Here is a 17406-nt window from a genome sequence, read left to right as displayed (position 1 = left end):
AGATCAATCCAATCGGGCGTTGAACTCGGCGAGCTCGGTCAGGTGCTGCCGCACCTCGCGCTCCAGCGCGACATGCATGGGGTGCGGGTCAATGCCCAGCTCGGCGGCGAGCATCGAGCTGATCCGCGCCGGCCAGTTCAGCCAGGCATCGCGCTCGGCCCGCGCCAGCGCGAACACCTGAGCCATCGCGTGCGAGCGGTCGATCAACTCGCCCTTGAGCTGCGCGATGCGCAGCTTGTGGTGCTGCGCCTTGAGGACTTCGTTGGCGGTGCGTGCCTGCGCGTAGGTATTGCTGCCGCCCTTGGTGCTGACCGGCGCTACGCCGGCTACATCGTCCTCGGCGACGGTGGCCGCGCGCGCCCGAGCCGGCCGCGTAGGCGCGGCCAGCGGCGGGTCCGGCGCCCGGGTACTAGCTGCCCACTCGGCGTCGGCGCGTGCGGGATTGATGGTGCCATCCGCCTCGGCCATGATGCGGCCGGCGGCGATGGCTTTGCGTACGGCCGTGTCCGACACGCCCCGATGGCGGCCATAGGCGCGGATGGAAATTCCCACGATAGAAGCAATCGAATCCGGTGCCCGCCGGCCCCGGCGCGGAGGTTAGTGAAGGCGAAGCACGCAAACCCCAGCGCCCGAGGGACGCTGGGGTTTTCCCACTCCGCGTTAGGGAGCCGCCGCCGCCTCGTTGACCTCGGCCAGAATCGCGAGCCAATCGGGTTCGCTCGGTAGTTCAATACGCGCGCGCTCGCACAGCATCCTCGCGATTTCCCAACAGTGGCACGCCATGGTTCCGGCCGCCACGAAGTCGTCTAGGTCCAGTGGCAGCGTGTCGTCCCTGCGCAGCAGCTCATGCAGGTAGGCCTCGAATCGCTGCAATTGCTTAATCGTGCTGCGAAACTCCCGGTACTCGCTCATCGTCGCGTTCCTTGTTGCGCCGCGTGGTTGCGGCGATGACATGAACGCTTCATTCCGAGCAGAAGCCAAGGGGTTTCAAAGCGTTCCTGCGAGATCAGTTTCGCGGAGCGCATTCCGCAGCCGAGATCGCACTTTCCAAGTGACGCAGAGCCAACCTCAGCTTTGGCTGGTACTCGGCATCGATGACATCCCAGACCTGCATCAATCGGACCTCGCGTACCACACGGCTGAGTTGATGCACCGGCAGCGCCGAGAACTCAGGTTCCAAGCCATCGAAGTACCGAATGATGCCGCTGAGCAACCAACGCAGCGACACTTCGTCCCCGCTGATCTCGGAGGGCACCAAGCGCTTTTTGGACCAACCCTTTGCTTGGTCAATCCGGCGCTCCAGCGGAGCCAGTTCCTTCCGACAATAGTCCACCCATTGCTCCATCTCTGCCGGGCCGAATCGTTCCGTCCGAAGGGAGGTGGTCCGTTTGGCTAGGTCCTCGGCGAGCGCGCAGCACCTGACGAGCGGCAAACGATTGTCGTCGTCGGGTACCGGAGTACTCGAAAGCAGTATCCGTTCCAGACAGTCACCAAGGCTACGAAGCTGCGCCTGCGCAATCCAAACGTCGTTCACCTATTCATCCTCGTTGGGCCGCGTCGGTGCGGCGGCGTGATGAACGCTTCCGTTCGGGCAGAAGCCAAGTGCTTTCACGCGCAAACTAGAAGCGAGACAGCAGACGGACAGGAAGCGGCTGGCCGACGCTCCGGAAGAGGGAATGCCCCAGCGCCCGGTAGGCGCTGGGGTATTCGCTCTCAGGCTGGTTCAGACGTCGGCTAGTTCGTTGAGGTGGTCAAGCACCATATCCATGTTGAGCCGGAGCGATAGCTCCATGCCTTGCGCTTCAAACAGGCCTTCAATCAGACGCCAAGCCCCGTTCGCTAGAGCTTTGGCCGCTGCCAGTTCCTCGGGGTCTAGCGGGGCGGCGACTTGCGCCCCCATCTCCCCGAGTCGAATGGCACAGGCGTCCTGCAAGATCATCGCGTTGCGAAACAAATGTGCTTCGGAAATCTCAATCTTCATGATGTCGTTCCTTGTTCTCGCCGCTCCGTTGCGGCGATGGCATGAACGCTTCCTTTCTGGCAGAAGCCAAGCGCATGTCGGTACCTTTGCACTTCCAGACAGGTGTCCGACAGCCTCGCATCTCTCATGGGGTCTACTCAGGAAACTGGCCTAGCGCTTGCTCCAGTCCGTTGAGCGCGAAGCTGATTCCGTGCTGGTACTCGGCGTCTCGGGGCCGCCATACGTGCAGCCGCTCGACAGCCGTGAACGCGAGCTCGACCCACTGGCGCGGCGTCAGCGTCGGTCGGCACTGGAGAAAGTCATCGATCTGGCGGGCCGCTTGTGCAAGGGCGCTGGCGACTGCTTCGTTGCGTAGTTTGGGCCGCCGTTTGATCGGGTTGAACCCGCTTCGTACCCGTTGCTCCCAGTCCCGAAGTTCGATGTCAGCAGCCGCCACGCGAGAACAGAGCTCGATGGGTTCCGTACGCCCTGCACGGTCGAGGCGAGTCCAGGGTTCGAGGAAACCGGCCAGTGCCGCGCACGCCTCAATTCTGCTAACGCCATGCCACCACTCCGGCTCAAGGTCCGTCGGCGCCTGTTCCACCAACCATCGGATGCGTCCGGGCAGCGTACCCAGCGTAAAGATTGCCCGCTCTACGTCTTCCATTCCCTTGTCCTTCCGTTCGCCGCCAAGCGCGGCAGCGGGATGAACGCTTCCTTCTGTGGGAAAGCAAAGCGGAAGTTGCGAGAAGAACGAATATTCGTCCGTTCTGTTTAGCCGCCAGACAACTCTCCGGCCTTAGCTGTACGGCAGTTGTCCGGCGCCGGTGGAAACGCGAAAACTACGACGGGTCCGCTTGGCTTCCTGACGGACGGAAGCGTTCATGCGTGCACCCAACACGCACGGCCAAGGAGCCTGCCATGCACAAAAGGACAATCACTACCATCGCCCAACAGCATTTGGATATCACGCCGCTGGAAACGCGCGGAAGCGATAGCCTCGATTTCCACAGCGTTTCGGTATGGGGTATCGACGCCGCGCTGACGGCCGCCTACTTTGCCGGCTACGCGGCCGCGGTGCGCGCCGCCAATGGCAGCCAGGCCGACGCGCTGACCACGGAGCGACACACGATGCTGGGCGGTGTTTGGCTCGGCGAAGGCGAAGCCGTCGAGTGGTCGCTCGACCAGCGGGCCGAAACCGTGGTCACCTTGCCTATCCCCGAGATCAAGCTGCTGGCGTACCACTGGACTGAGCGAAAGGCCTGCGACGTGCTCATTCCGACCGCCATCCGACAACGCCGTATCGCCTGAAGCGCGTTGCCCGAAGCGCAATCGAAACGCCCCCAAATGGGGCGTTCTTGTCTCTGCCCGGGGCAGCTGTCTGACACCTGTCTACGTTCGAGAACGATCGTTATTTACCGCTTCATTCGCTTGGCTTCGTCGGCGAAGGAAGCGTTCATGTCGCCACACCAACGACGGCCACGGAGGCCAGACATGCAAGACGGAACGCAAATCCTGAAGGACTATTTGAGCGGAATGAAGACGGGCACGCCCTCGGCGCTGGCGCAACTCACGCTGCTGAAGGACTGGACGGACGTGGCCCAGCGCGAGATCGAACGCCGCGCCACCTTCTTCCTCCAGAAGCTTCCCGACGACGTTGTATGCGCCATCGCCGAAGGCGAAATCGACGTCCGCAGCGCCATCGGCGACGTCCTCGCCGGGTGATCTATCCGCGCGCCCCGGGTCAAGGGGGCGCGCATATCCACATACCCCACCTACTAAGGAAACCACCATGTCCCAGATCGAATTGACCCCGAGCCAGCGTGCCGTCCTCGACCTCGCCGTCGAGACCGACGGACGCGTCGAGAACTTCCCCAAAAATCTCGGCGGTGGAGCGCGCGCGGGCGTGATGCGCGGCCTGCTGCTCAACGGCCTCATCGTCGCCGACGGCGCGGGCCATGCGTTGACCGACATCGGCTACGAGGCGGTTGGCCAGCAGCCCCCGGCAGACGCGGAGGCCGGCGGCGACGCTGGCGACGCCGAGACTGAGGCCGACATCGAGACCGAGACTGGCGTCGAATCCGCCGCCGCTGCCGAGCCGATCGGTGTGCCCGGCGAAAGCTCGCCCGATGCCGGCGACGGCACCAACAACGGCGAAGCGAGCCTTGCCATCGCTCCGCCCCCGGTTGCGGCTAAGCCGGGTAAGACGGCAAAGCCGCCGAAGTCGCCGAAGCCGGATAAGGCGAACCGCGTCGAGCAAGTCGTCGCCATGTTGCTTCGGCCCGAAGGAGCCACTATCCCCCAAGTGATGGAGGTGACTGGCTGGTTGCAGCACTCCACGCGCGGCTTCTTTGCCGGCGCACTCAAGAAGAAGGGGTACACGCTCGTCAGCGACAAGAGCGGCAAAGCGGACCGCGTGTATCGAATCGCGACGGAAGCACGCGCCGAAGCCGAGGACGACCGCGCTAGCCGCAGCGACGAAGCCGAGTGACCCTGCTGGCGGCCGGGGACTGTCTCCGGCCGCCGCCCCCTTTCGAGACCATGGCATGATCCAGAGCACGACGAGACAAGCTGATCCATTGCTGGCCGCACTGCCTGAGCTGCTCATCGACTTGATTGAGTATCAGCTCAGCAACAACGAGGCGGACACCGATGAGGAGCTGCGCGACTACTTCATCCGACGTGGACTTTCGCCTGCGCAAGCGGACCGCGCCGTCGAGTACCGCGATGACTATCTAAGCGAAGTCCACTGGGGGCGGGAGACACCGATTCGGGGTGGCGGAGCGCAGCGCTGCAACTCCCAGGCGGGCCGGGTCGAGACAGAAAAATCGAAGAAATCCAAGATGGCGCGCAGATGATGAGCGTCGCTCTTGTTCCGAAAATGGTCGTTCTCGTCTGACACCTTAACGAGGTCGACTTTTTCGCTCGATAGTTCGACTAATTGCTTGGCTTCTGCTGGGAATGAAGCGTTCATGTCCGCACGCCCACCACGGAGGACCGACATGACCACGACGACCATTATGCCTCGCAACCAAATGGTCCGATTTACGCGCAAGGCTGAAAGCCTGTATTGGGTTCAGCGGGAACTGCGCGACCTCAACGTCCGCGCCGAACTCGCGCTGGTCGTTGCGACCAAAGACCTGACCGCCGAAGAGTACGACGCTTTTGCTAAGCAACTGCTGCGCGCTCGCGACTGGCTGGCCGACTTCGACGGCATCTGCCACGAGGTGCTTGAAGTGCGAAGCCCCGGCCGCTCGACGCTCTACGTGAAATCGAAGGGAACCAACTACGCCCACACCGTCGGGCTTGCCGCTGAGTAAGCGAGACCCTTGTCCGACACCTTAACGGCCGCAACGGACCGCAAAATATCTCGCCGCCATCGCTTGGCTTCTACCCGGATTGAAGCGTTCATGACGCCACCCCAAAACGGAGAGCGCCATGACCACCCGCATTTGCCCGCCCTATCAAATCAAAGTCAGCTTCAGCAAGAGGGCATCGAACTCAAGCGCCATGCGACGCGAACTCGCCGGCCACGGTTGCGAGCCTGAAACGGTCTGGGTCATCGAGCACAAGTTTATGACCCGCGCCGAGTACCGCCACTTCGAGCGGGACTTCTTTCAACTGCAGTACTGGATCAATAAATACAACAGTCGCCCGGCGCACTGTGTCGCGGTCGAAGCGCCGGGCTACCCGATTCTGTATGTCCGACCCGAAGGCCACGCCTACGCCCGCTACGTTGGTCTTGCGGCGGTCGACTGAGCCAACGCCTTGGCGCCGCGCGCGAGCGCGGCGTCAGCCGCGCAGAGCACGGAGGATTTCGGCGGCGACCTGCGGGACGATCGCATTGCCAGCGGCGCGCAGCTTAGGTATTCGGGCGGATATCCCATCAGCCAGAAGACGAATTCCGGATTCAGGTACCCGGCGACCGGCGAGGGTTTGACTTGTCTGCCAAGCATCCCATTCTCCGGTGCGCTGCCAACGCTCGATGCGTCCTTGTGATCCCGCGTCGTCGGCGTTGCCCAGACCGCCTGCGCCGTCAGTGGTCGGGTCGACCCACTGCCGAACTGCTGGTTGGGGCCGCCCTTCTCGCCGTCGCTCGCGCGCGGCGTGCTCCAGACCGCCTTCACCACGCCCGGCAGGCCATTGCGTCGCTCGGCCGCAAAGTCGCCGCGCTTCTCCGGATCGTTCGCCGTCGCGGTCGGCCAGACTAACTTCGCCGCCACTTGCAAACTGGTAATGGTCCGCCGCTGCCCGCCCGGCATCCGCGACTTCATCGCCAAGTGCGCCTCGGGCGACTTGTTGTCGTCGTTCGCTACTGCGGTCGGCCAAACGGCGACCGACGATCCAGACGCGCTGGCGCAGATGCGGGGCGTTGACGGCGCAAGCTGGAACACCAACCGCCCGGCTGGCGTAGCCTTCGGCTTCCAGATCAGCAAGCACTCCGTCGAGGCCCAGCGCGATGAGGCCAGCAACGTTCTCACCCACGAATAGAGCGGGTCGCGCCGATGCAATAAGGCGGCGCAGTTCCGGCCAGAGGTGGCGGTCGTCCGCCTGCGCGCGCTGGCGGCCTGCAACGCTGAACGGCTGGCAGGGGAAACCGCCGGTCCAGATCGGCTCGTCGTCCGGCCAGCCCGCGAGCCGGCAGGCATAGGCGAACCCGCCGACCCCGGCGAAGAAGTGGCATTGGCCGTAGCCGCGCAGGTCGTCTGCGCAAACAAATCGGATGTCTCGGTCATCAACGTCGCCGGGAGGGATCAGCCCCGCGGCGATCAGGTTGCGCAGCCAGTTGCATAGGTAAGGATCGATCTCATTGTAGTAGGCTGAGCCGGGGCTGCGCATGGATGTATCTGGCCACCCTTGGACCATGATCTAGATTGAAGCCGTTTCGAGGCTGAGGAGCGCCACGGTCGCTCAGATTGAATCAAGGAGGAAGTAATGAAGAGCGCATTTCCTGAGTACTACATTCCGAAGCCCGAAGAATTTGGCGATCTTTGGCGTGAAGCCACCATAGTCCTTGATACCAATGTACTGCTTGAGATCTATGCGCTCCCTAAGGATGGTAGAGAAGCGCTCTTGGGGCTACTGAGGGAGCTTAAGGAGCGCATCTGGATTCCGCATCAAGTTGGACTCGAGTTTCAAAGGAATCGACTTCGCGCCATAGCTTCGGAGCGTGACCGCACTAGCAAGGCGTTGGAGCGAGCAAAATCATCCATCAACGGATTGATAGCTCAGATCCAAGAGCTCGAACTAGACAAGCGTGGAATTGACGTAGAAGAAGGCGCAATAGTCCGCACTTTAGAGGCTGCCCGGGAAGGCGCATGTGCGGCGCTAGGAAAAGCCAATCGCGCTCAGTTGGAGTTGTCACTTAACGACCCGATTCGTGACGAGCTTGATGAAATTCTCGAAGAAAGAATAGGTGAAGCATATTCAACTCAATCCCAGTTGGATGACATTTTCAAGAGCGGCAGTGTTCGCTACGCGAATAAGGTTCCGCCTGGTTTCGAGGACGAGTCGAAAGACGACGATTCATTTCCCCATGGCGGGCTTACCTATCTCAGCAAGTTCGGCGATCTTTTGCTTTGGAAGCAACTCCTCTCCCACGCGAAGCAGAATGATATTCGGAAGTTGATCTTTGTGACGCTGGAGAAGAAGGGTGATTGGTGGGCGCTGCGCGACAAGGCGATCATTGGGCCTCACCCCGAACTGTTGCGGGAACTTTCCATAGAGGCGGGAGTGAGTCGAGGGTGGATCATCCGGCTGCCTGATTTCATGATTCAGAGTAACAATTACCTGGCCAGGAAGATCTCAGCGGAGGCAATTGATCAAGTTGAATCTGCCGATGCAAATCGACCAGATAGTGATGATCAGCAGATTCCTGAGGATGATCGATTCCTTACAGTAGTTAGTGATAGGTTAAAACCCATCAACCTGTGGTTCCTCAATCTCGGGTATCGGACGATCGTCGACCCACCAGGATATGGGGTCGACCTACTTGCTATGCGGGACAATGAGCGAATTGGCGTCGAGCTGATAGCTACCCTCAGCAGCACGCTGAGTACGCGAAATCTGGCCGTACTGGCAAATCGCATCACGTCAACCGTTAACGCCCGAAGCGTACTGGGTTTGACCAGCGTGCTTTTTGTAATTCTTCTCCCGACGCAACCAAGTTTGGCCGATATTAGCAAGATCCGACATCGAGTTTCTGAATTGATTTCCAGCGCCCTGGGTGGCGAAATGGCCGACGGCTTTGTCGATGCAGTGGTGGGAATTAATGTCAACGGGACATTCGTTCCACTGTCTAGCTGAGGCGCTCGTTCAAAACGACTTTCATCGGCGCACCTGTAGATTGGAGATAAGCAACTAAGCCCGTGTATTGCTCCCACCGTTTGACAATTACATCGACGTACTTCGGGTCAAGTTCAATTAGTCGCGCATGGCGACTGGTCTTCTCGCAGGCGATCATGGTTGTGCCTGAACCTCCGAAGGGATCAAGGATCAGGTCACGGGTCTTGCTACTATTTCGGATCGCCCGCTCGACCAGCGCCACCGGCTTCATGGTCGGATGCAGATCGTTCTTGCTAGTGCGATCGATGAACCACACGTCGCCTTGATCGCGCGCGCCGCACCAGAACCGGTCATTGCCGTCGCGCCAGCCGTAGAGGATGGGCTCGTACTGCCGCTGGTAGTCGGCATGACCCATCGTGAACTTGTTCTTGGCCCAAATGATGAAGGTGGACCAGCGACCGCCCGCCGCGCGGAATGCGGTCTGTAGCCGATCCAGTTCCGACGAGGACATGGCGATGTAGATCGCTCCCTTAGTCAATGTCACCATCTGAGTGCAGCACGCTTGCAGGAACGCGCTGAACTCCGTAGCAAGAAGGTTGTCGTTGAGGATCGGGCGATGCTTGCCGCGCAGCTTGTCCTTGGGGTTGTTGGCGTAGTTCACGCCGTAGGGCGGATCGGTAAAGGTCATATCGACCAGCTCGTCGCCCAGCAGTGCGGCGTAGTCCTCGGCGTTGGTCGCGTCACCACAGAGGACCTTGTGGCTGCCGCAGATCCAGACGTCGCCGCGCCGGGAAACCGGATGTTCGGCCGACTCGGGCACCTCGTCGTCGTCGGTCAGTCCGGCCTGGTCATCGATGAGCAGATCGTCCAGCTCCTCTTCGGTGAAGCCCAACAGGTCGAGATCGAACTCCGCGTCACGAAGCTCGGCCAACTCCAACTTCAGCAGTTCCTCATCCCAACCTGCGTTCTCTGCCAGGCGGTTGTCGGCGATGACATAGGCGCGCTTCTGCGCTGGAGTCAAATGGGCCAGCTCGATCACGGGCATTCGCGCGAGTCCGAGCTGGCGCGCGGCGAGTAGCCGGCCATGGCCGGCGATGATGCCGTTGGTGCCATCGACCAGGATCGGATTGGTCCAGCCGAACTCCAAAATGCTTGCGGCGATCTGCGCGACCTGCGCGTCGGAGTGCGTTCTTGCGTTCCGCGAAAACGGAATGAGCGCCTCGATCGGGCGCTGTTCAACCTTCAGTTGAGGTGATTCCACGTCCGTCCTGTTGCAACATGATTGATGGTGCTAAGCGACACGCCGAACGTTGTGGCTACTGTCCGCCTAGGCTGGCGCTGAGCGAGGAGATATCGAATTTGGCGCACATCGGCGTCCTTTAGTTTTGAACGCGGGTTCGCCGAACCCTTAACCGCTGGGCCCCTTCCTGTTCCATGAAGGACGATGTCGCGCTGGTTCTCGGCATGAGTAGCCCAGCGCAAATTCGAAAAGTGGTTGTTGAGCTTGTTGCCATCGTTGTGGGCCACTTCATGGGCCGGCGTCGGCGGGTCGCCAAGGAAAGCGAAGGCGACCAAACGATGGATACTTGTATTCCGACCCGCGATCCGAACGTAGAGGTATCCGGCGCCGGCCAACCAAGGTTTAATCGGTCGAACAGAGGCGCGATCACGTACCGCTCCCTGAGCGGAGACCTCGTAATCCGGCGCGAAACAAACGGCTCGCCACTCGGGCGTCAGAATCGGCGCGCTCGAGAACATGAGGTCGGTGTGCGAACCTGGTTGCAGGGACTGCAAACCCGAATAGAAGGATTGACGCTAGCGGGGTTTTGCGGCTTGGCCCCCCGCGCGATTTATGCTGCGGGAAGGACCCGCGATTTCTGGCCAAAGCTCGCAACGTGCGGGCCTACGTGCCACACCGGCAGCGAGGCCTAGGGGCAAGCCAAGCCCCTCCGGGGCGTTCGTGTGCGGCCAGTGTCGCTGTCACGTTGCGTCGAGGTCTTGGCTTCCCGCAAGACGATTCGTACTTTCCGAAAAGTGGAGCGACCTCAGCAGAAGCATTCGCTAGCTTCCTTTCGTTCGGAATGCTGCTGCTCTGGCGCTGATTGCGAGTTTGCGGACAGTACCGCACCAATGCATGCGGTGAATCTCCTACTTTGAGTTCAGGTCGGCGGGGGCGCCATTCCATTCTTCATGCTTGCCGAGAAACTTAGCGTCCACACTCGAAACTGTGGAATCGGAAAGTTTCGGAAATCGATCGAGGCGGGACATGCCAGCCTAGCCGCTCCATTGACGTAGAAGGAGTGCGGCTATGAACAACCGCAGGAAAGGCCCTATTGATGGCTGCATTACTAGCCCGATGTGGGGAGGCATGCTCTATCAGCAACCCTCGTACCGGCGGATCGAGGCTAATGTCGAGCCGCCTACGGCACCGCCACGTGATGGGGAAGGGCCAGGCTCACTGGGTCGGCCACACGAGCCAATCATTCCTCGCCCCTTTCGGCCGCGAAAGCCGTCTCGCTGATCTGCACATGGCGCACGTCAATCAGCATGCCGACTAGGCTAGGGTAAAACCGGGGTGGTTGGGACACCCCGATTTCGCAACCTTGTGGACACAAGGTGACATGCGGTGTCAGGAGGACAAAGGCGCCGTCGAAACATCCGGCAACGCGGCAGAGAAGCGGGGCAGCGGCCCATTGAGGTGAACGGTCACCAGCACCAGGGCGTGCTGCCAGCGACGCCACGCCGTCTTGCGGATCAGCCCAGTGCGCGTGCAGACCTCGCGCCACGGCAGCTGCTGGGCTCGCAGCCAGACCAAGCGCCGTTGCTCCTCGTCCAGCCACCGCAGCCAGCGCACGGTCTGCCCGAAGCGATCAATCGCCGCAGGCGACGCAGCAAAGCGCAGGACGATGCGCTCGTCCGAGTAGCCTTCCCATGACTGCCGCTGGATGTCCGGCCAATACGACGCGTAGCCTTGCACCTTGGCGGGCGGCAGTCGGCGGGCGGTGATGGCCGCCTCCTGGAACTGATCGGCGACTTTCTGCACGGTCCAGTCAGCCATGCGCCTTCTCCCGCTTCCCGTACAGGCGCTCGGCAATTTGGCTCAGCAGCTGCCGCTCCACCCAGTCCAGACGCGCGTCCTCGGCAGACACGACGAGCAGGCCTTGCTCGCGCCAGCCCTCGCGCTTGAGGCGGTCCAGATCCAGCGTCTGCGGCACGAAACGACCCAGGGGCGAGCGATATCGGAACTCGGACGTGATCATGCCGTCGTCTCCCGGGCGATGGCCCAATGGAGCAGTGCGAGGGCGTCGGCCTCGTTGTCGTCCTCGGGCCGATGGCCCCAACCCTTCGCCGCTTCGATCATCGCCGCCTTGTCGGCATTGCCCTTGCCGGTGGCGAACTTCTTGATCGTGCCAACCGGGACGCCCTGGTACGGAACAGCGTGACGCTCGCACCACGCAGTGAGCTGGGCCAAGAACCCGCCGTAGACGTGGGCGGCATCGACGCCGCGATGGCGGCGCACCTCTTCGAAGTAGAGCGCCGAAGGCGGTCCAGCAAAACGCGAAAGCTCATCGAGCCAACGGACGAAGCGCAGGTAGCGCATGCCGCCGCCTTCGAAGCGGCCGACCTTGAAGTGCTCGGTGCCGCTCATGGCCTGACCAGATAGGCGCAGGGCCCAACCCAGCGTCGTGCCCAAGTCGAGCGCCAACAGTGTCGGCGAGGTGTCACCGACGACCTGGGTGGCGGATGGGGCAGGGTTGCCGGTTAATGCGCGTGTGTGCGCGCGCACGCACACATGAGAGGGAACCGGCATCTCTGCCGCATCCGCCACCCTCTCCCATAAGTCATTGATTTTAGCCACGGCTCACGCCTCCGAACTGTGTGAAGGATTTCGGCTTCAAACTCAAGCCGGCGAAATAGCGCGCGCCCTTGCCGCCCTTGTGCTTGGTGAACTGGCGCGTAGTGAGAAGATCGGAGAAGCGCTTGACCGAGCCCACGAACTCACCGCTGCCTTCGGCCCATTCGCGCCAGTCGGCGAACAGATCGGCGACGAGCGCCTTCGACTGCGCATGCACAAAGCAGCGCTCTTCGATCCAATGTCCAAGCGCGTCCTCGCCTTCGAAATACTCCTCGGTGGCATCGACCACGCACTGCGGCGGGCACAGACCGACCCCCTGCCATTGCAGGCAGCCATCAACGGCCCAGGTCATGATCCCGTCGCGCTCGGCCAGCAGCTTATCGGTCAGGCGCTTGTCGCGCCGCTCCGGCGGAATGGTGACGGTGAACGGCACCAGATGCAGGCGCCGCTTCATCGCCTCGTCGGCATTTCGGATCGCCGGCTTGTGATTGCCGGCCACCACCAGCTTGAACTGTGGTGTGTACTCGAAAAAGTCCTGCCGCATGAATCGCGCACTGACCGTATCGCCGCCGGTAATCGACTTGAGCTTGGACTCGTTCCAGCGCCGGCCCTGCTCAGTCTCGCTGGCCGACACAAAACGGGCACCACGCAGGCCGGCCAGTTCGGTCGGATGGCGGTCGTGACGCGATTCCATGAACGTGTCCATCGGCGCGTTCGTCCCGTAGTCGCCGAGAATCGTCGCCAGCACATTCACGAACACAGACTTGCCGTTAGCCCCGGTGCCGTACAGGAAGAACAGCGCGTGCTCGCGGGTTACACCGGTCAGGCAGTAGCCGGCAACCCGTTGCAAGTACGACGCCAGTTCGACATCACCGCCGGTCGCATCGTCCAGGAAGTGCCGCCAAGTCGGGCAGTCTCCCTGCGGACTCGCCGTAGTTAGTTTGGTCATATGCTCGCCCCGGGCATGGCGACGCAACGTTCCATCTCGCAGATCCACTATCCCGCGCGGCGTGTTCAGCGCCCACAAATCGCTGTCCCAATCTTCGGCCCGAGAGGCGTGACGGGGATCGCTACGGGCCAAGCGCTCAACGCCGCTCACGGTCGAAGCCGACGCCAGCTTTGAACGCTGCGAGGGCTTATCGGCGAACGCTTGCGCTGCTCGGCAGACGCCGCGTACGAGATGCTGCAGGACCAACGCCCGATCCGGATTCCAACGGGTGCCGGTCCAGCTAAGCCACTGACCCCAGGCCGCGCAGTAGGACCAATCATCGGCATAGCGTCGGGTGAAGGCCAGGCCAAGGCCGTCGTCGCTGCTCCAATCTAGGCCGTCGAAGTCGATCGGCGGCGGTGCGTCATCGTTACCGGGCGATAGGAACGTGCGCTCGCCCGCGCGCAGGAATCCATCGATGTCGAATCCGTCCACGGCGGCGTCCGCCGCATCCCAACCGAGCGGCTTGTCTTCGGGTAGGTGCAGCAGTGCGCACGAGTCGGCGCCGGCCTTGAAGGCAGCCTGCGCCGCCTGCATCGCGTACTCCCAGCCGGGTTTGTCCTTATCGGGCCAGATCAGTACGTGCTTTCCGCAGAGCGGCGACCAATCGGTCTTGTCGATGGGCGCGTTCGCGCCGTTCATCGAAGTCGTGGCGCAGGTGCCCCGGTCGATCAACGCATCGGCCGATTTCTCACCTTCGACCAGCACGACCTCTGTCGCCGCGGCGACGCCCGGCTGGTTATAGAGCGGCCGCGGGGTGGGGGCCTGGTGCTTGCGTCGCTTCGCATCCCAGGGCCGGTATTGCTTGCCCTCCGCCGGGTCGTAGCGATACACGCACGCGATCAGCTCGCCGTCGGCGCTCAAATAGTCCCACCGCGCCGTATGCGGGCCGAGTTCATCCAGCGTCGGTTCCGACCGGCGCCGCTTGGGCGACGAGTCGGACGCCGGCACATGGCCCGCCAGCTCGGCTGCGCGATCGAGCACCGCGGCGAAGTCGTGACGCGCGTCGAGCCCGGATTGCGCGGCGATCAAGTCGAAGATGTCGCCGCCTTCGCCGGTGGCGTGATCATTCCACAACCCGGCCTTGTCGCCTGTTAGCGCGATCTCCAGGCTGTCTCCGGCCGCGCCGTGAACATCGCCGATTGTGAATCTGCCGCGCCGCGACTTGCCGTCGGGAAATAGTGCCGCCAGCAACGCCTCCAGCCGCAGTAGAAGCGCCGACCTCACTTCCGCTCGTCGGGTTTGACCATTTGGTGCGGACGCCGGCTCAGCGTCGTTGAAATCGTTCCATGTACTCAATGGGGCAGGCTCCAGCAGCGGTCCTGCCAGGGGCAGTACCGACAGGTTTGATGGGTGGGGGTTGTGCTGATTCGGGGCAGGAGCTCCGCGGTGTCGCAGGCGCGTAGGATGTGGACGGCACGGTCCGATGCACGCTGTGCCAAGCCGCGGTCAAAGTTGACCCGCTCTGCATAGATCGCCATGTCGTCGGCGCAGATCGCCGTGAAGAGCGCCGGGTGCTCGTGAAGTCCGAGGTACGCTTGGTAGAGGGCCACCTGGGTCGCGTAGACCGGGCGGCTGGCGGCGAGCCGCTTCTTCCGAAGCTCGCGAAACGTCTTGGCGCCGACCGCTTTGTTTTCCCAGAGCATCGGATAGCGGAAGCCGCTGGGACCGGCGACGATCACGCCATCGGCGTGGCCGCGCATCCTGCCCTCGGCAGCGGTAAATCCGTACTGCTCGCCGTACTCGTTACGAGCACGCAGGTCGAAGCCGGCTAGGCGCAACCAGTCCGCCATCCAGTCTTCGACCCGGTGGCCGCGGGCGAACACGCGCAGCACGCGACCGGGAAAGTGCCGACCTGCATCTTTCGGTGTGTTGAAGTATTGGAACTGCAGGCGACGGGCGCAGTCTTCGCCAAGACTGGATGCACCGAGGTAGGCACGCGGCGGCAGCAAAACCGCGTCGCGCTCCATGGCGCTATCGACCAGGGTTCCGACATGTTCGGACAGGTCATGCGTGTTGAAATCAAGCATAGATTCGACGTCGAAAGTGCCAAATTCCAAAAAGAAAATGGCAATGCCAAAACTCAAAATGGAATCGTGTCGTTCTCAAATCCGTCGAGTGGCGGCGCCACCTTGTAGCCGACCGGATTGGACTGTGCTCGTACCGACGCTTCGTAGGCCTGGGTAATGGCTTCGATGACCTCGGTGGCTTGCGCCTGGTTGTAATGGCCTAGCGGCGTGTCGAACCCGATGCGGCCAGCGACGGAGGCCAATGCCTTAAGGCATGCGCGCTGTGCGTCGTGGGTGAGTGGGTGGGTCACAGGCAATAGCTCCTCTATCGACGCCGGATCGCTCCGGCGTCGGGTGTCGTAGAGTTGGTGGAAGGCGGTCTGGCACGTCATCGAACAGAACGCCCATCGGTACGGGGTACGCCGGGGATCACTGATCCGGCGGCGCACGTCCAGATGGCCGAAGCCGCGCGCGGGCTTGCCGCAGGCCCAGCACGGCGTCATCGGCCATGGCGGGAATGGTCGAACACCCGGTTGCGGTACTCGATCAGCGCCTCAGCATGTCGATCGTGTTCGCGAGCCAGCGCTCGGTAGTGTTGGATCTGTGCGTCCAGATCGGCGCTCGCCAGCAGGCGCAACTCCGTAAAGATGCCGTCGCCGTTTGGATAGCGTTCTTGCAGCCGTGCGGTGTGTGACATGGACGCGCCGCCTTACTGAGCCCACGCCGGGCGACTGGAGGCCGGTGCCGCCGCAGCTTGCGCAGCGTGCGCGACGTGTACCGGTACCGCCGCCGACTGCGCGCTGTAGCCGTTGGCCGACGCAGCGACCGATCCCATGGCCTCTTTGTATTGGGGGTGATCGGGCATGATCGGGATCTTGATGACGGCCTTGTCTTCGCCGTAGCTGTCCTTTTCCCAATCGACTTTGCCGACGAACACCAGGCCGTCGAGGTCGGCGAAGCTTTCAATGCAACGGCCGGCCTGGGCGGCTGCACTCATGTCGTCGGGGTGCAGGCCGTGCGCGGAATTCAGCGCACCCTTGATGAAGCTGCGGCCCAATTGGCCCCAGGTCGGTCCTTTCGAGCTCTGCAGACCGATCAGCGACCACAGTTTGCGACGCGCATATTTGCCTTCGAGTACCACGAACTCGCCGTTGAGGTAGACGGCCCCGGTGTCACCGCGAGTCGCCCAGCCGTGCAGCCAACCCTGGCTCGGGTCGTTGTAACCACCGGGCTTGATGGTCATGCGGACTTTGACCAAGGTGCCTTTGGGGATAAGGGCGAACGCCGGACTCTCGGCGTCGTTGAAGTTGTTCCAGACCGACATGAGGTTTCCTGCGAACTAGTGGAGGGGGGGAGGATTGGGGGCTGCCGCCTCAGGCGCGCCGAGCTTGCGCATGAGCTGTCCCAGGTCCGGCGGCTCGACCAACTCCAGGCGACCAGATCGGTCCTTGGCCGGGAAGCCCCAGGGATTGGCGGTGTGGCAGACGAATGCGCGGTACGGCGGGCCGTCGCCGTTGGTGATCTCAGCGAGCGTGATCACCTCATCGACGATGCCCGGTAGTTCCAGGCCGGTCTTGGAGCCGTCGATCTGCAATTCGTAGAACTTGCGGTTGAACTCGTCGGTGCGCTGGTCGAGGATGCCGACGAACCAGATGTGCTTATCTCGGGTGTGCTGGATGTGGGTCAGCCAGGCCACCATCTCCTGACCCATCAGGCCGTAAGCGCCGCGCATGTCGGGCTTGTTGGCTCGATCCGAAAACGCCTGGGGTTGGCCTTTGCACCACTGCAAGCACAGCCGGCCGGCGACGGTAATGGAGTCGAGGAAGATCGTCCGGTACTTCTCCAACCCGGCCGGATCGCCATACCGCTGACGCGCGCGATCGTAGTGGTCTTGGCTAAACGGCTGGCCGTCGCGCAGGGCCGGGTTCGGCCCTCCGAGCAGCACGGCGATGTCGCGGCATTCCTCCCACGTGCGCGGGCGCAGGCTGTCGCCGGGCCAGTCCTTTACGGCCAGGTCCCCGGCTTCGATATCTACGAACAAGGTCGTGCTCGGATTGAGCGTCCACAGCTGGAAAGTCTTGCCCAGACCCCAGCGGCCGACGAGGACACCTTTGACGCCGCGGACCTCGGTCAGGCGCTGATCCGCGGTGATGATCGGCAGGGTCATCAACGGCCTCCCGAGAGCTTGCGCAGCAGGTCGTTCCATGGATCGTCCGTGGGAGCGGGGGAGGTGGACTGGGCGGGTACCGGCATCGACCTCTGGTCTCCGGCCCGCGGAGCGTCTGCGTCGGGAAGGCGGCGTGAGCTA

At 62.5% G+C, this 17406-nt stretch carries 23 protein-coding genes; 7 read left to right on the top strand and 16 right to left on the bottom strand.

The features are described 5' to 3' along the window. Nucleotides 1-3 precede the first annotated feature (3 nt). The 5 genes from LC490_RS01130 to LC490_RS01110 all read right to left on the bottom strand — a co-directional run bounded on the left by LC490_RS01130 (nucleotide 4) and on the right by LC490_RS01110 (nucleotide 2627). A complete protein-coding gene (locus LC490_RS01130) occupies nucleotides 4-552 on the bottom strand; it encodes an elements of external origin (protein ID WP_223618991.1) in 549 nt (182 codons plus the stop codon). A 108-nt stretch (nucleotides 553-660) separates the two neighbouring features. Beyond that, a complete protein-coding gene (locus tag LC490_RS01125) occupies nucleotides 661-912 on the bottom strand; it encodes a hypothetical protein (protein WP_223618990.1) in 252 nt (83 codons plus the stop codon). A 94-nt stretch (nucleotides 913-1006) separates the two neighbouring features. Continuing rightward, on the bottom strand, nucleotides 1007-1534 hold the full coding sequence (locus LC490_RS01120; protein ID WP_223618989.1) for a hypothetical protein: 528 nt from the start codon (nucleotides 1532-1534) through the stop codon (nucleotides 1007-1009). A gap of 189 nt (nucleotides 1535-1723) precedes the next feature. After that, nucleotides 1724-1981 (bottom strand): hypothetical protein, encoded by a 258-nt coding sequence (locus tag LC490_RS01115; RefSeq protein WP_223618988.1) that lies wholly within the window; start codon nucleotides 1979-1981, stop codon nucleotides 1724-1726. 133 nt (nucleotides 1982-2114) lie between these two features. Beyond that, entirely contained in the window at nucleotides 2115-2627 is a 513-nt protein-coding gene (locus LC490_RS01110) for a hypothetical protein (RefSeq protein WP_223618987.1), read from the bottom strand. 254 nt (nucleotides 2628-2881) lie between these two features. Between LC490_RS01110 and LC490_RS01105 the strand changes: the two genes are divergently transcribed. From LC490_RS01105 to LC490_RS01080, 6 genes are all read left to right on the top strand, one after another. Next, entirely contained in the window at nucleotides 2882-3271 is a 390-nt protein-coding gene (locus tag LC490_RS01105) for a hypothetical protein (protein WP_223618986.1), read from the top strand. A gap of 183 nt (nucleotides 3272-3454) precedes the next feature. Then, nucleotides 3455-3685: a hypothetical protein gene (locus LC490_RS01100; RefSeq protein WP_223618985.1), complete on the top strand. Its 231-nt coding sequence runs from the start codon at nucleotides 3455-3457 to the stop codon at nucleotides 3683-3685. A 67-nt stretch (nucleotides 3686-3752) separates the two neighbouring features. Further along, nucleotides 3753-4451, top strand: coding sequence for a DUF3489 domain-containing protein (locus LC490_RS01095; RefSeq protein WP_223618984.1), 699 nt, complete (start codon nucleotides 3753-3755; stop codon nucleotides 4449-4451). Nucleotides 4452-4506: 55 nt separating this feature from the next. Next, on the top strand, nucleotides 4507-4818 hold the full coding sequence (locus LC490_RS01090) for a hypothetical protein (protein ID WP_223618983.1): 312 nt from the start codon (nucleotides 4507-4509) through the stop codon (nucleotides 4816-4818). Between the two features lie 144 nt (nucleotides 4819-4962). Continuing rightward, complete coding sequence (locus tag LC490_RS01085) at nucleotides 4963-5280, top strand: hypothetical protein (RefSeq protein WP_223618982.1); 318 nt, start codon at nucleotides 4963-4965, stop codon at nucleotides 5278-5280. A gap of 118 nt (nucleotides 5281-5398) precedes the next feature. Next, a complete protein-coding gene (locus tag LC490_RS01080) occupies nucleotides 5399-5719 on the top strand; it encodes a hypothetical protein (protein WP_223618981.1) in 321 nt (106 codons plus the stop codon). 33 nt (nucleotides 5720-5752) lie between these two features. On the opposite strand, the gene LC490_RS01075 is transcribed toward LC490_RS01080, so the two are convergent. Further along, a complete protein-coding gene (locus tag LC490_RS01075; protein ID WP_223618980.1) occupies nucleotides 5753-6799 on the bottom strand; it encodes a DNA cytosine methyltransferase in 1047 nt (348 codons plus the stop codon). Nucleotides 6800-6895: 96 nt separating this feature from the next. On the opposite strand from LC490_RS01075, the gene LC490_RS01070 reads away from it, so the two are divergent. Next, nucleotides 6896-8266: a PIN domain-containing protein gene (locus LC490_RS01070; RefSeq protein WP_223618979.1), complete on the top strand. Its 1371-nt coding sequence runs from the start codon at nucleotides 6896-6898 to the stop codon at nucleotides 8264-8266. On the opposite strand, the gene LC490_RS01065 is transcribed toward LC490_RS01070, so the two are convergent. From LC490_RS01065 to LC490_RS01015, 10 genes are all read right to left on the bottom strand, one after another. Further along, nucleotides 8259-9506: a site-specific DNA-methyltransferase gene (locus tag LC490_RS01065; RefSeq protein WP_223618978.1), complete on the bottom strand. Its 1248-nt coding sequence runs from the start codon at nucleotides 9504-9506 to the stop codon at nucleotides 8259-8261. The genes LC490_RS01070 and LC490_RS01065 overlap by 8 nt on opposite strands. A 1368-nt stretch (nucleotides 9507-10874) precedes the next feature. Beyond that, nucleotides 10875-11303, bottom strand: a complete 429-nt coding sequence (locus LC490_RS01055) for a DUF6362 family protein (protein WP_223618976.1) — start codon at nucleotides 11301-11303, stop codon at nucleotides 10875-10877. Continuing rightward, entirely contained in the window at nucleotides 11296-11505 is a 210-nt protein-coding gene (locus LC490_RS01050) for a hypothetical protein (RefSeq protein ID WP_223618975.1), read from the bottom strand. The genes LC490_RS01055 and LC490_RS01050 overlap by 8 nt, the downstream gene beginning before the upstream one ends. Further along, on the bottom strand, nucleotides 11502-12104 hold the full coding sequence (locus LC490_RS01045) for a hypothetical protein (RefSeq protein ID WP_223618974.1): 603 nt from the start codon (nucleotides 12102-12104) through the stop codon (nucleotides 11502-11504). Before LC490_RS01045 ends, LC490_RS01050 begins: the two co-directional genes overlap by 4 nt. After that, a complete protein-coding gene (locus LC490_RS01040; protein ID WP_223618973.1) occupies nucleotides 12097-14388 on the bottom strand; it encodes a phage/plasmid primase, P4 family in 2292 nt (763 codons plus the stop codon). Before LC490_RS01040 ends, LC490_RS01045 begins: the two co-directional genes overlap by 8 nt. Beyond that, nucleotides 14385-15176 (bottom strand): PD-(D/E)XK nuclease family protein, encoded by a 792-nt coding sequence (locus LC490_RS01035; RefSeq protein ID WP_223618972.1) that lies wholly within the window; start codon nucleotides 15174-15176, stop codon nucleotides 14385-14387. The genes LC490_RS01040 and LC490_RS01035 overlap by 4 nt, the downstream gene beginning before the upstream one ends. Next, nucleotides 15173-15409: a DUF6511 domain-containing protein gene (locus tag LC490_RS01030; RefSeq protein ID WP_223618971.1), complete on the bottom strand. Its 237-nt coding sequence runs from the start codon at nucleotides 15407-15409 to the stop codon at nucleotides 15173-15175. The genes LC490_RS01035 and LC490_RS01030 overlap by 4 nt, the downstream gene beginning before the upstream one ends. Before the next feature lie 188 nt (nucleotides 15410-15597). Further along, the gene (locus tag LC490_RS01025; RefSeq protein WP_223618970.1) at nucleotides 15598-15795 is read right to left on the bottom strand and encodes a hypothetical protein; all 198 of its coding nucleotides are present in this window, start codon (nucleotides 15793-15795) and stop codon (nucleotides 15598-15600) included. Nucleotides 15796-15807: 12 nt separating this feature from the next. After that, complete coding sequence (locus LC490_RS01020) at nucleotides 15808-16422, bottom strand: hypothetical protein (RefSeq protein ID WP_223618969.1); 615 nt, start codon at nucleotides 16420-16422, stop codon at nucleotides 15808-15810. Nucleotides 16423-16437: 15 nt separating this feature from the next. Next, nucleotides 16438-17265, bottom strand: a complete 828-nt coding sequence (locus tag LC490_RS01015) for an ATP-binding protein (RefSeq protein ID WP_223618968.1) — start codon at nucleotides 17263-17265, stop codon at nucleotides 16438-16440. Nucleotides 17266-17406: the final 141 nt, after the last annotated feature.

Origin of the sequence: Lysobacter sp. ESA13C (assembly GCF_019970005.1) — a bacterium.
Taxonomy (GTDB): Bacteria; Pseudomonadota; Gammaproteobacteria; order Xanthomonadales; family Xanthomonadaceae; genus Lysobacter; species Lysobacter antibioticus_B.
This window is presented reverse-complemented; position numbering and strand designations above follow the sequence as displayed.

Coding starts and splice junctions, on each gene's coding strand:
- LC490_RS01115 (WP_223618988.1), bottom strand. CDS start 1,981: ATGAAGATTGAGATTTCCGAAGCACATTTGTTTCGCAACGCGATGATC.
- LC490_RS01020 (WP_223618969.1), bottom strand. CDS start 16,422: ATGTCGGTCTGGAACAACTTCAACGACGCCGAGAGTCCGGCGTTCGCC.
- LC490_RS01075 (WP_223618980.1), bottom strand. CDS start 6,799: ATGCGCAGCCCCGGCTCAGCCTACTACAATGAGATCGATCCTTACCTA.
- LC490_RS01090 (WP_223618983.1), top strand. CDS start 4,507: ATGATCCAGAGCACGACGAGACAAGCTGATCCATTGCTGGCCGCACTG.
- LC490_RS01110 (WP_223618987.1), bottom strand. CDS start 2,627: ATGGAAGACGTAGAGCGGGCAATCTTTACGCTGGGTACGCTGCCCGGA.
- LC490_RS01055 (WP_223618976.1), bottom strand. CDS start 11,303: ATGGCTGACTGGACCGTGCAGAAAGTCGCCGATCAGTTCCAGGAGGCG.
- LC490_RS01125 (WP_223618990.1), bottom strand. CDS start 912: ATGAGCGAGTACCGGGAGTTTCGCAGCACGATTAAGCAATTGCAGCGA.
- LC490_RS01015 (WP_223618968.1), bottom strand. CDS start 17,265: ATGACCCTGCCGATCATCACCGCGGATCAGCGCCTGACCGAGGTCCGC.
- LC490_RS01025 (WP_223618970.1), bottom strand. CDS start 15,795: ATGTCACACACCGCACGGCTGCAAGAACGCTATCCAAACGGCGACGGC.
- LC490_RS01100 (WP_223618985.1), top strand. CDS start 3,455: ATGCAAGACGGAACGCAAATCCTGAAGGACTATTTGAGCGGAATGAAG.
- LC490_RS01080 (WP_223618981.1), top strand. CDS start 5,399: ATGACCACCCGCATTTGCCCGCCCTATCAAATCAAAGTCAGCTTCAGC.
- LC490_RS01095 (WP_223618984.1), top strand. CDS start 3,753: ATGTCCCAGATCGAATTGACCCCGAGCCAGCGTGCCGTCCTCGACCTC.
- LC490_RS01085 (WP_223618982.1), top strand. CDS start 4,963: ATGACCACGACGACCATTATGCCTCGCAACCAAATGGTCCGATTTACG.
- LC490_RS01050 (WP_223618975.1), bottom strand. CDS start 11,505: ATGATCACGTCCGAGTTCCGATATCGCTCGCCCCTGGGTCGTTTCGTG.
- LC490_RS01070 (WP_223618979.1), top strand. CDS start 6,896: ATGAAGAGCGCATTTCCTGAGTACTACATTCCGAAGCCCGAAGAATTT.
- LC490_RS01105 (WP_223618986.1), top strand. CDS start 2,882: ATGCACAAAAGGACAATCACTACCATCGCCCAACAGCATTTGGATATC.